Genomic DNA, 13,127 nt, shown 5'->3' with positions numbered 1-13,127 from the left:
TTGCGTTGTCGCTGTTCAATCGCTTCAGGCTTTTGTTATGCAGAAGCCTGAAGCACGATGTGCGAGCTTACCTTCGTAGTTGAACTTTGTGCCATTGATCTCGGATCAGTTGAACCCAACGCGTAGCAATGGGGTCGGTCCGATAGCCAAGATGTACTTGTGCGGTAGACCCATCTGGCAACTGTTTCGCGGTTTCTGGATCGAGTCGAACGCGTGCTCGGAATGCCGGTTCGATCAATCGCATAGAATCCGCACCGCTTTGTTGGTCTTGGTCACTTGCTTTTCGAACCGGAAGCGGGCCTCCTTCGATTGATGCAAGAGCGGGCGATGGCAAGTGATCGGTGGCTTTTGGATCAATTCGATAGAGCTTTCCGCTACGTTGTACTTGGTCGGTTCCGCGAATGATCACTGACTTTCCGACCCATGAACCAGTTTGGTCGACAACACTTTGAGCGATTACGGCAATTACTTGCTTGTCTGTCTCATTCGCGACTAGTAGCACAACGTCACCCTCATGGATGAAGCTTCCAAGACGGTGATTAATACCTCGTGAAATCACGCGACCGGCGTGCGGAGCGGTAATCGTGAGAGATGCGACTTGATCTCGCAGTGGCTCTATTTGCCGCGAGAACGATTTTAACGTTTCTCGTAATAACTGAACTTCAGCGGCATCGTGTTTTTCTGTGGCTTGCCGCAGTCGAACTTCCACCTGTTGGGACTTGAGTTCCAAGTCTTTCAGCCGATTCCGCAGTTCGGGATTGCGAAGAACGAGTAGCTGCTCACCTTGATTGACAAATTGACCATCCGTAACGTGCAACTTCTCGACAAAGCCACTTCCCCGACTGCGAACAGTTGATTCCGGAAGGTACTGGACCACCGAGGGAACCGCGATCGACGTTGGTATGGGTAGCTTCACCAATGTGGCGATGAAGATGGCAAGCAAAGCGAAGCCGACGACAAGCGGGCGAATCGCAGAATACCATCCACCTCGAATAACTCTGACTAGACCTTGATAAAGAGAATTCAGTAAGGGAGCAGTCCAGAATGTGAGCCCAACGCAAGCGAGCGCAATGCCTGCGCCTTCGAACATTGTCGATGCAGCAATGAAGAGAGAAGCGCAAACCGCGACTCGCCATACTGCAGCAGCGATCCCGTAGCAGAGGACGAAGTACTTGCGCCAAGTCCCCAAGTCATGTTGTCGATCCGTGCGTCCGGTAAGACATCGGTGAAGCAAGTTTTTCAGCGCGTTCGTGGCTTCCGAATAGAGATTGGGAATGTCGATCGCATCAGCAAGAATATAGTAGCCGTCAAATCGCATCAGGATATTGGCGTTGAAGATTAACGTCGAGATTCCGGCGGTCACAATGACTTGGTACATCGATGTCTTTAGCACCAGCGAATCAGTATGCGACCATACGCACGTTGCTGCCGCGGTGATAAGCAATTCGACATACATGCCCGCCGCAGCGACGGATATTCGCGACCACTTCGAGTTCATTCGCCAACAACTGCTGACGTCCACATAGGCCAACGGCGCAAGCAACACCATGACCACACCGGCCTCTCGCACGCTGCCGCCTAGTCGATAGCAGGCGGCGGAATGTGCGAGTTCATGGATGGTCTTTAAAACGATCCACGCGAATAAGATGCCCCACCAATTCTCTGGAACTAGTAGTTGCGTTGCAGAGGCCGCTAGCTCGCTACGATTGGCCCACAGAATCCCCAAGGCGTATGCGATAAACGCAGAGCACAACAACGTGATCTTCAATGCGAATAGCGGGCTTAGGAATGCAGAGAACTTCGACAACGAGTGGTCGTTGCGAAAGATCGGGATCTTGATCCAAAAGGGATTGAACTTGCTCATCCTGGCGAGCCAAGTCTTGGGACGGCCTGACTGACGCAAACGCTCTCTCGAAGGTGGAGAATCACTAGCCAGATAGGCCAATTCGTTTGCGAGTAGCCAGTTAACGATTGTCATTGCTTCGTCAGCCGACGGTGCGTCTTGCCCCAATTTCGAGGCTGCTAATCCGCATGCCTGAGGCAAAGTCGTTTTGCCATCCAGAAATGACATGAACACGTATTCTTCGTATCCAACGCGAAAGAACCGATGCAGGGCAGGGATTTCGATCCGATAAACAAGCGTCTTGCGCTGGTGCACCGGCCAAAAGCACAAATCGTCTGCCAGACGGATCTTTTCAGTGGTCAGGTCAATCGTGTTGGGATTGCGGCTAGCCATTGCTACCAACCAATCACGCGAGCAAGTGAATAGTATGCGCGGTGGAAGAGGTTCCATCCGAGTGGGTGAGAGTTGCTTTCGATCTTCGCTTGTCCTCGCATACCGGGACGATACAAACCATCGGGATCCTTGACGCGTACTTCGGCGATGAAGACGTTTTCGTGATCTCGCAGTTCAGCTCGTGGGTTGATTCGTTCGATCGTTCCACGAAGTGTGCGATTGGGATAGGCGTGCAGATGAAACGTGCACTCCATACCAGACTGGACTTCAGCGATCTCTGATTCTGGTATCGCGATCTCGGCCATCATTTCGCCAAGTGGTGCGATCTCGAATAGAGTCTCACCACGTGTCATTGGCATGCCTTCGCTTCGTGTGTGGTCGCCGCTGATGATGATGCCATTGATCGGGCTGCGGATTTCCAGATTGCCTCGTTGATGTTCCAGCAGTTGGGTCTGATTTCGCAGGCGTTCCTGCTCAAGAACCGCGATTTGACTCCCTGCGAAGTCGTGCTCGGCAATCATTGCTTTGCGTTCTTGTTCAGCTCGACTTAGTTGGGCTTGGCTACCAGCGAGTTCAAAATCAATTTCGCGAGGATCGATTTCCGCCAGCAATCCTCTTGGTTCCACAAGATCACCGGGACGGACATGCACTCGTAGCAAGGGTCCATCCACAGGGACGGCAATGAATCGCCGTTCCACCGGTTGCAGTTCAACGGTCGCCGCGACGCGATACGTCGCCGGGATCAACATTAACGCACTGAACAGAACCGCAACGGCAAGCATGCCTATCCGACTTCGTTGCTTGGTAAACGCATGGATGTTTCGGACCCCTTGTTCGACGACGGAAGGCTGCAAACGAACAATGCGATGAATTGCACTCGCAAGCGGTCGCGAAACCACATTAAGGAAGGTCTCGCATTGAGTCTCGCTGGATTCCAGCACGATCAATGTGCCTCGATCGCGATCGAGATGATCCGACAATCGAATCGCGTTCAGATGCTTAGCGGGCAGATTTCGTACCAACTGTGCAACCGCCAATAGGGCGTGTCGGTCCATCGAATTGGTAGGTGGGAACCGAGTTTGCATATCGCGAGCAGCAATCTCTTCTCCCGCAGCGATGATAAACGGTTCGATCTCCTTGGCACTCGTTCTTTCAGTATCGCCAAGCTTCGCGATGGTACCACCGCTGCGACTTCGCCACAGCAACATCACTCGGTTGGCGGACAAATAGTCTTGGATGTGATCGACGGCGTTTTGGGATGCTTCCGCTGCGGTGTCACAGTGATCTAGGGTCGACAACAAAGCGACAACTGCGGCGAGAGTCTTTGTATGATGCTCTGGGACCGCATGCGTACTCTCCAACGAAGGCTCACTGGAAAGCACCACTGGCGTTTCCGTTGATAATGGCAGTGTGCCATGGTCGAGTAGGGACGAACGATCAAGCATGTAGGAAAAAGCCTAGCAGCCTATGGCGGTGCAGAAACTAGCGTTTGCTAGATGTAGAAGACGAAGAGCGCACCTGAGTGGTTTTGACTGTCTCACGAGTTTCTGGTGCAGGACTTTGGTCAAGATTCCAACGACAAGACACTCCACTTTGATATTCTTGTTTGGGATTGTCGATGCGCACTTTGACTCGATTGGAGTTGCTTTCCGGGCTTGCAATCGGAGAAACAAACTCGATGACGCCATTGCAGGTTTGTCCTTCGTATCCGATCGAAAGTCGGACTTTCTGACCTGCCTTTAAGCCGATCGCCTCGCGTCGCGGTACCGAAAAGACAGCTTTCAGCTTATCTATCTGCACAATGTGCATGATCACGGGGTCGGTAGGTGAAACGTATTCCCCCGCTTCTTTTTCGATCGCGATCACGATGCCCGCTACTGGCGCCAAGATCCGTCGCTGCTCGATTTGTTGTTTGACTCGCTCGTATTCAAGGTGGCGAAGTTCCGCTTCTTCACGAGTGCTTTGCAACCTTGCGGCCGCTTGTCGAAGCTCGATCTCTGATCTTGCCAGTTCTCGCTTTGTTGCGTTTCCGTGGTCACTGAGTGATTGGTAGCCTTCCAGAATCTGGCGACGCATTTCGACTTCCGCTTCAGCACTCTTCTGAGGACCTCGCGCCTTCATCGCTGCGTCGGCCACCATCAATGATGAACGAAGAACGGAATCATCAAGCTTGCCCAGAAACTGATCTTTGACAACGGAATCGCCCTCTTGGACATCCAGTTTTTCGATGACACCGATTTCCGATGCGGGAACGGCGATACGTCGATACGGCTCGGTGAATGTTTCGACCTGCTCGCCGAACGCTGTCACCGTTGTGAGACCGAGTGATAGCACCATCGCGAGCGTAAGAATAGTCATTCGCATTTTGGAGCCTTTCAAAGGAGGATTGTGCATGTAAGGTTTCGACCTAGAGCTGCCAGCAACTGTCTGGTTTGGACTTGTAGCGAGACAGCATTTGTTCCTGGTTATCGTCATTTTTTAGTAGATCGCGACGACGGTTGAACTCCGAGCGTTGTTGGTACCGTTGTACGCGTTGAAGATGTTTGTCCACCTCGAGCGACGATGTTTGACTTGGATCGGTACGAAGGATTGCGCGAGCAATCCAGGGAGCGGCTGACGCGGCGATAGCGTCTTCGGCAGAGACGTAAATGCGTGCGGAACCCGGGTCGCCACAGCGGGCCGACCGTCCGATCAATTGACGATCAACTCGTGCTAGCGAATGCATCTGGGAAACAATCACGTGCAATCCCCCAGCTTTGGCCACGAGGGGATGCAAGCGAATGTCCGTTCCTCGGCCGGCAAGATTAGTGGCGACTGTGACCGCTCCTGGTTTTCCTGCTGATGCGACTAGCGCTGCTTCCTCTTCGTCTTGAACTCCATTAAGCAGTTGAAAGTTCATTCCGCGAATGGCAAGCGCCTCAGCGATTTCGAGACTCTCGCTGATACTGAGCGTGCCAATCAGAACTGAGCGACCGCTGGTCACCATCGATTCGACTTCGTCAGCTATCAAGTGAACTTTTTCTTGTGTGGATCGGCAAACACAAGTGGCGAGCAGATCTCGACGAGATTGTTTTCTGAGAGGGACCGCTTCAACAGATAATCCATAGACGCTCGCAAACTCGTCCTCACACCCTTGGGCGGTCCCAGTCATGCCGGCGAGAAACGCGTACTGACGAAAGAATTTCTGACGGGTGATCCGAGCAATCGGTTTGGTTTCCGATCGAATCTGAAGCCCTTCGCGAGCTTCGATGGCTTGTTGCAGACCGTCCGACCAAGTTCGATCTTCAAAGATACGTCCCGTGGAAGCATCCACAATGCGAACTCGGTCAGCCGAGACAACGTAGTCGACATCGCGTCGGTAGCAGTGAGCCGACTTGATCGCGAGCTTGACGTACTCGTGCCACGGACGAACCAACGCAGGGTGTGTAAGGTAGGGACGTAACGTCGCTAAATCTTCGCGGTAGACACGCTCGAATCCCGTCGCCGTCAGTTCGACTCTACGATCTGGAAGCAATTTGAAGTCGTCATGAAGGACTAATGTGACAGCGATTCGTTGCGCGTGCTTATGAACATCAGCGTCGGGTGAAACGACATCCTGCGACGAACTAAGAAGTAGCGGCGAAACGGCGTCGTCGATAAGCACGTGATCAATTTCGTCAATGATGGCTGCCGACAAACCACGCTGAAGTCGCCTTGAGTTGACTTGATTGCCGTTGAGCCGTTCCAGCACTTCGTTGCCGAGTCTAGAGCGGTTTTCTTCGCCCACTGCGATCTGGTCACGTAGATAGTCGAAACCAAAAGTATGCGCCGATCCGTAGGTGATGTCGCAGCGATAAGCAGATTGCTTTTCTTGGATCGTGCTATGTTCCGATACAAGTCCGGTGCGCATACCGAGACGCTCAAAAATCGGCGTTAGCGTTTCGTAGTCGCGAGTTGCAAGGTAGTCGTTAGGAGTGGCAACATGCACGCCATGGCCACATAGTGCTTGCACATACGCTGGCAAGATACCAGAGAGAGTTTTGCCTTCACCGGTTTGCATTTCCGCCACGGCACCGTGTGCGATGATGATGCCCGCGCGTAGTTGCTCGTCAAAAAGACTAATGCCGAGGACTTGACGAACTGTTTCAATGACCGCGCCCGCAGCGATCATCAAGGTAGATTCGTCCTGCGGATTGTGAGCCGTTTGTAAGTGACGGCGTAACTGACGCGTTTGCAGCCTCAGCCGATCCTCCGATGCATCGTGCAGTGCTTTTGCGGCGGCGCGGCCTTGCCAGATGATGTTCTCAATAGAACCACAGTCCTGGACTTGGCGCGACTTCCGCCTCGCTGTGGATTGTCGGTCTTTACCATCCGAAAACAGAGCGATGGCGTCGGAAAATAGAGCGATCATGGGGACACGCTCCACGATGGCGGGCTGATATCAAGAATGGGTACGGAATTCGGATCATCGAGGCGTAGCAAGACACCCATCGACTTGCGAACTTGAACCCATGAAATCGCATACCCGACCTGTGCAGCCACCAGTGCTCGTTCTTCATCAGCGAGTCGCTGTTGGGCGTCGATAAGGTCCTCGATCAGCAGCACTGCGGATTCATTGGGGTCGGGCAATAGCTGCCATCGCTGTTCCAGGTAGGCAACTTCGCGAGCGGCGGCATCGGTCGCCAAGTTCTTAGCGACCATCTCGGCGTAAGCGGTTTGAGTCTCGCGGACTGCAATTTCTACGTCTGTGAACGCCTCCTCGGTGGTTTGCTGAAACTCATTGAGTGCTCGGCACATTTCCCATCGATTGCGATTAAGACGCGCTTGCGCAGCACGATTGCCAATTGGCATCTCGTAGAGCAATCCCGCAGCGTAGCTGGGGCGTCCGTCCGAGAATTGCCTGGTGAACGCACCGAAGGTATCTCGTTGACTATCAAGACCGGCGAGGTGCGAATGCAGGATCAGGTCAAGGCGTGGTAGGACTTGATTCTTCGCAGCGCCAACTCGCACGGAAATGGCTTGAATTTTGCGAATGGCCTCGGTGACATCGGTGCGATTGTCCAGGGCGGTGATGGTCGCATCGCGAGGTGACAGCGAAATCGCTTCGATCATCGGGATGTCTTGTGGGATCAGTTCCCAATTGGATCCGTGGGTAAGGTTGGGATCTCCCGTTAGTGTTCTCAATCTCGCCTGCAGGTTGCGGATTCGCGTTTCGATGCGGACAAGCTCAGACTGGCGACTTGCCACGGCGGCTTCAGCGCGAAGGATTTGACGCTGTTGCGAGTCAACGCCACTACGAGCTCGCAGTACGCTTCGCAGTTCAGTGGCGCGATCGTAAAGTCGCTTTCGTTGCAACCATTCGGCACGTGCCTGGTAAAGACCCCAATAGGCTCGAGTCACGTCAATCAGGTGCGTTTCAAGTTCGCCGCGTGCTTCGTTGGTCGCAAGTTTGACATCGAGTTGCGCTAGTACGATTCGAGTTTGGTTGACGGCTCGTCCTCGGTCACGCATCAAGGGCTGGGTAAAGTTAACTTCCAGCCGCGTGGTCCCCTGAGGGTTGGGAATTAGGAAAGTCGAGTTGTTGTCTTGAAATCCACCTCGTTGAACTAATTCTAATGCGCCACCAGAAAGAGCTTTCTTGCGAAGTCCAGCGCCGGAGGTGAAGGTTTCATCACGAAATCTCGCTGAGTTGTCACCGGTCGTCAATGCACTGCCGACGGGATCATTGGTGTCCGCAAACTTTCCTTCAATGAATGCCAACGAGTCAAAGGCGGCGTGCTCGATCACCAAGTCCTGCTGTCGAATATTGGGTTCGGCCAGCACGCCTTGGATAAGGGGTGATTGAACAAGGGCAGTTTGCGTTAGGCCTGCCACATCGACGGGAAGAGCTTCCGAGGCGAAACCAAGCGGTCCCGTAATTTCGGATTCCCACCACGATCCAAACGGCATGTTTGAAATCAGTTGCGTTTGCTGAGCGAACGAGTTTGTGGCTGGCTGAATCTCTTCTGCACGAATGCGGTACGGATCAAGCTGTGCGTGATGCGGCCCATGGGAAACCGGTGCGGGTACGTGAAACGGCGGGGTATGAAAGTGCGTGGTGGATTGCGGAACGTCGAGGTGTGAACGATCGGGCTGCGACACCGCAGACCGTAATGGCTTGGGTTCACTTTGCGGCCAAGCGTTCATGGTTGCATCTTCGATCATGCCGGGACTGTGCAGCGACATTTCCGCAGCAGGCTGGACGACGGCTCCCCGAGTATGAAAAGGGGCATGGCCGTCTTGAGCCAGAATCACGGGCGATGTTTCTCTCACCACGGGTTGCTGAGCGAACAGCATCACCGGAGTTTGCGCAACCGCAACCGACGCCACCAAGGTGATGGCGAATTTGCGAAGTTGATCGAGGGAGAGAAGCAGTTTCACGCGGGTGTGTCTGAAGGTTGTGATCGTTCCAATAGCGCAAACGTGCTGATCTCGCAGCACTAGCGCACAAGGTCAAAATCGGCACTGTCGTTCGAACTGCTCCATTGGGATTGATCAATTTCACTGCTTTGAGCGCCTAAAATTGGTGCTGACTCCCACAGTCAGAACCGCCTATCGCTAAATCTTGACCTAGTCGAAAAAGACTTCCGCCCTGCTGCTTACCTGTCCCGCAAAGTTTCCCTGGACGAATGGTGTCATTTCTCAGCGGGTGAAATGGAGTCGTCCGGTACCTTGGATCGCTTCGGACTGCTAGCTCATGTCACGTGGTTTGAAACAATGGTGGCAGCAATGCGCCATTACGGCAGACGAAGTGCGAACCCGGTTGGGGCAATCGTTACAACCGGACCAGACCACATTGCGGCGACATTCGCCGATGCTAAGTGATCTCGAGCCCCGTCTTCTCTTTAGCGCGACGCCCATGGCAGCGCCCGAGATGGCTGAGGGGGCAGATGTCGCAATGATTGCGCCCGCAGACATCGAGTCGTCCGAAGATAGTGAGGCGGAATCGACGTCGGAGTTGACCGCTAGCTCAAGCGTGGGGCTCGCCACCGAGATTGTGATTGTTGACTCGTCGATTCCTGATTTAGATCAGCTACTCGATGATTTGAGTCAGTCGGACCGAGATTTCGAAGTGTTCGTACTCGACGACTCACGTGACGGTGTGGATCAGATCACTGAAATACTAGAATCCCGGACGGATGTGGAATCCGTTCATGTTGTCTCGCACTCGCAAAACGGCGCGGTAAAGCTCGGCAGTGTTTGGCTTAGCGAAGCCAACCTCGATGGCTATGCTGGGCAATTGACGATGTGGCAAAGTGCACTGACCAGCGAGTCGGATTTATTGTTCTACGGATGCGACTTGGCGTCGGGGCCCGAAGGCCAGGCGCTGATCGAATCGCTCGCTGCCCTTACGGGTGCTGACGTAGCAGCATCGAACGACGATACCGGACACGCTGATCTTGGCGGGGATTGGGTTCTCGAATTTCAAGTGGGGACGATTGAATCGACCACTGCGTTTTCCGCGGAACTTCAAGACGGGTGGAACGCGATCCTGGCCACGCCCGCGTTCTCTGATCGCGATGAGTTCCTCGTTAACAGCGGTACCACCGGGACTCAAACGATTTCGGGAAGTAACCAAGCAATCGCGGCCGATGGGTCGGGCAACTATATCGTTGTCTGGACCGACAGTGTTTTCGATGGTGACGGTTACAGTGTCGTAGCACAACGATTTGACGCCAATGGGAATCGCATTGGAGATGAATTTCAGGTCAACACGAATACAACGTCAGACCAGTATGACGCTTCGGTGGCAATGAATGCTTCGGGGCAGTTCGTCATCGCGTTTTCGGATTCCGATGGCGGCGACGTTAATATTTCCATGCGTCGTTTCAACGCCGATGGGACAGCGATCGACGCTACCGATGTGCGAGTCAATGTCGACCATCTCGCTGGGGACCAACAAAAATCAACGGTTGCTATTAATGACGTAGGACAGGTGGTTGTTGCTTGGGAAAGCGTCGGGGCGTTGGAGGGAATTCAATTCAACGCGTTTGATCTGACAACGACAACATCGCTGGGAGAATTGTCAACGGGCAGCTACCAGATCACATCCGAAACGGATGCTGCGCAGCCGAACGTCAGCATCAATTCGACTGGTAGATTTGTAGTGGTATGGGAAGACAACGGTGCTTTGTGGTCTCGCCGTTACGATCACGGAAATTCATCGGCGTTGTCGGCCAAGCACAGCATGATTCCTATTAGTGACGGGGAAGACATCTCGGTATTTGTGCGAAGCGACAACAGCTACTTTGTTGTGTATCGCTCCAATGTCTCGTTCTTTGAAGGTATCTGGGCTAGAAATGCGAATGCTGATGGATCGTTAGGTTCTGTTGCGCTATTGGTTGGAGGTGGCAGTGCGATCGATCCCACTTTCTCGGTGGGGGCGTCCGGTGACTACGTCGTGACGTATCAGACTTCAGACGGAAACGGAACAGGCGTCCGCGCTGGCAAGTTCCTAGCCGACCACAGCGACAGCGGTTCGACTTTCCAGGTCAATCAGACCTCTTCGGGCGGTCAAGGTTCCGCGTCGGTCGTAGCACTCAACGGCAATGACTTTGCAATCGTGTGGACGGGCAATGGAAACCAAACTAATAACATCGATTCGGAAGGAGTCTTTGCACGTCAATACGGTACGACTGCGGCACACACGATCACCGTCACTACTACAAGTACGGTCAATGATGGAGACGTGTCATCCATAGACGCACTGCTGAACGATCGGGGATCCGATGGTGAAATTTCACTCGAGGAAGCAATCAGGGCAGCGAACAATACGACCAACGGATCCACACCCGATCGTATCAATTTCAATATCGCGGGTGGCGGACCTCATGTAATCAATCTTGATGACAATCTGCCCAACATTAGTGACGCGGTGATCATTGATGGGACCTCGGAGCCCGATTTCAATGGCACGCCCATGATCGTTCTTAACGGATCATTGGCCGGTGGTGGTAGCAATGGGTTTGTGCTCGCCAATGGTAGCAACGGGAGTACGATTCAGGGATTCGTGCTGCAAGCATTCGGAAAGAGCGGCATCCGCATCGACTCATCTGGCAACACGATTGTTGGGAACTACATCGGGACGGACGTAACGGGACATAACGCCGTTGGAAACAACGAAGACGGCATTTGGCTGAAGGATGGAGCGACCAACAACACTATCGGTGGCGTAGATGACGCCTCGAGAAACGTTATCTCCGGAAACGTTCGCAGCGGAATCCTGATTGAAGGTTCCGGGTCGACTGGCAACTTTGTGCTAGGCAACTACATCGGGGTCGACGTAGAAGGTGATGACATACTCAGTAATTCGCTCACTGGCGTACGCATCAACGGTGGAGCCAATTCAAACACGATCGGTGCCGTTGGCGCTGGTAACGTGATTTCGGGCAACCAAGTCGGTATTGTGATTTATGACTCTGGTACGGACGACAATGTCGTTGTTGCTAACTGGATTGGAACGGACAAGACCGAAACATCAACTTCCATTGGCAACTTTAGCCAAGGAATTCAGATTGGAAACGGCGCCGATAACAACACGATTGGTGGTTCCGCTGCAGGAGAAGGAAACGTTATCGCGGACAGCGGATCGGTTGGGATAGAAATCCTCGGATCGGGAACGTCCGGAAACGTCATCGTCGGAAACTATATCGGCACTGACTCTACAAATACAGCAAGCCTGGGCAATGCTGGCGAAGGCATCCTGATTAGGAATGGTGCCAGCAACAACACGATCGGCGGTCGACTAGCTGGCGAAGGGAATACGATCACCAATAGCGGTGGTTCCGGTATCTTGGTCCAGACCAATACATCGGTGGGAAACACTTTGGTTGGAAACTTAATCGGTGGCAATGGTGGCTTAGAAATCGCATTGCAAGATTCAAGTGTGAGCACTAATGATGCGAACGATAGCGATTCAGGTCCCAATGACTTGCTCAATTATCCCGTGCTGGCCTATGCCGCAGTGATGGGGTCTGACCTGAACGTGCAAGGAACACTCCACACCAATCCCTCGTCCACCTTCACGATTGATTTCTACGCTAGCAGTGTGGCAGACGGCAGTGGTCATGGTGATACTCAAATCTATCTTGGCTCGACCACTGTCACGACTGATTCATCCGGTAACGGATCGTTCGACATTACGCTCACTGGTGTCGGTGTCACAGTTGGGCAGTTCTTATCCGCAACTTCAACCAATGCTGCGGGAAGTACTTCAGAGTTATCACTGAATTTTACGTCGCATTCGTCCAATACAGCCCCAGTCGCATCTGCGGGATCAACCTACGTCATCAACGAAGGAGATTCACTGACGCTCGATGCAAGCGCGACAACGGACGTCGATGGTGATACCCTGACCTATGTCTGGGATCTCGATAATGATGGCAACTATGGCGAAGCCAATGAGCCGTCCGGTGTCGGTCCTACGGTGGCCTGGGCTGATCTGGTGAGCTTGGGAATCGCAAGCGAAGGGTCTCATACTATTTCGGTGCGCGTAAGCGACGGCGAAGGTGGAATCGACACCGCGACTGCAACATTCACGATCAACAATGTCTCGCCGACGATCACTTCAGCTTCAACAATAACTGTCGATGAAAATCAGACGACCGTCATGACGGTCACTGCAACGGATCCTGCAGATACTCTCAGCTATTCCATAACAGGGGGCGACGACGGAAGTTTATTCCAAATCGTCAGCGGCACGGGAGTCCTAACCTTTGTCGCTGCCCCGGACTATGACATTGCTGGAGATGATGACGGCGACAACGTCTACCTCGTTCAAGTCAGCGTGTCAGACGGTACAACCACCTCCACCATCGATATTTCGGTGACAGTGGCAAATGTCAATGAAGCTCCCCACACCATCACGCTCAAC

Annotated in this window: 6 protein-coding genes; 1 reads left to right on the top strand and 5 read right to left on the bottom strand. The window is 53.3% G+C overall.

Translation table 11 applies throughout. The features are described 5' to 3' along the window. Positions 1-67: 67 nt before the first annotated feature. Genes Pla22_RS20235 through Pla22_RS20215 form a run of 5 tightly spaced genes read right to left on the bottom strand, consistent with a single transcriptional unit; the run spans position 68 to position 8,635 of the window. Entirely contained in the window at positions 68-2,236 is a 2,169-nt protein-coding gene (locus tag Pla22_RS20235; RefSeq protein ID WP_165440769.1) for an HlyD family efflux transporter periplasmic adaptor subunit, read from the bottom strand. 2 nt (positions 2,237-2,238) lie between these two features. Then, a complete protein-coding gene (locus Pla22_RS20230; RefSeq protein WP_146516648.1) occupies positions 2,239-3,681 on the bottom strand; it encodes an efflux RND transporter periplasmic adaptor subunit in 1,443 nt (480 codons plus the stop codon). A 37-nt stretch (positions 3,682-3,718) separates the two neighbouring features. After that, positions 3,719-4,600, bottom strand: coding sequence for an efflux RND transporter periplasmic adaptor subunit (locus tag Pla22_RS20225; protein WP_165440768.1), 882 nt, complete (start codon positions 4,598-4,600; stop codon positions 3,719-3,721). Between the two features lie 43 nt (positions 4,601-4,643). Continuing rightward, positions 4,644-6,626, bottom strand: coding sequence for a preprotein translocase subunit SecA (locus Pla22_RS20220; protein ID WP_146516646.1), 1,983 nt, complete (start codon positions 6,624-6,626; stop codon positions 4,644-4,646). Then, the gene (locus Pla22_RS20215) at positions 6,623-8,635 is read right to left on the bottom strand and encodes a TolC family protein (RefSeq protein ID WP_242632204.1); all 2,013 of its coding nucleotides are present in this window, start codon (positions 8,633-8,635) and stop codon (positions 6,623-6,625) included. Before Pla22_RS20215 ends, Pla22_RS20220 begins: the two co-directional genes overlap by 4 nt. A gap of 478 nt (positions 8,636-9,113) precedes the next feature. On the opposite strand from Pla22_RS20215, the gene Pla22_RS20210 reads away from it, so the two are divergent. Beyond that, positions 9,114-13,127, top strand: a 4,014-nt coding sequence (locus Pla22_RS20210) for a DUF4347 domain-containing protein (RefSeq protein WP_165440767.1), incomplete at its 3' end; no start/stop codon positions are given.

This window comes from Rubripirellula amarantea (assembly GCF_007859865.1).
GTDB lineage: Bacteria > Planctomycetota > Planctomycetia > Pirellulales > Pirellulaceae > Rubripirellula > Rubripirellula amarantea.
This window is presented reverse-complemented; position numbering and strand designations above follow the sequence as displayed.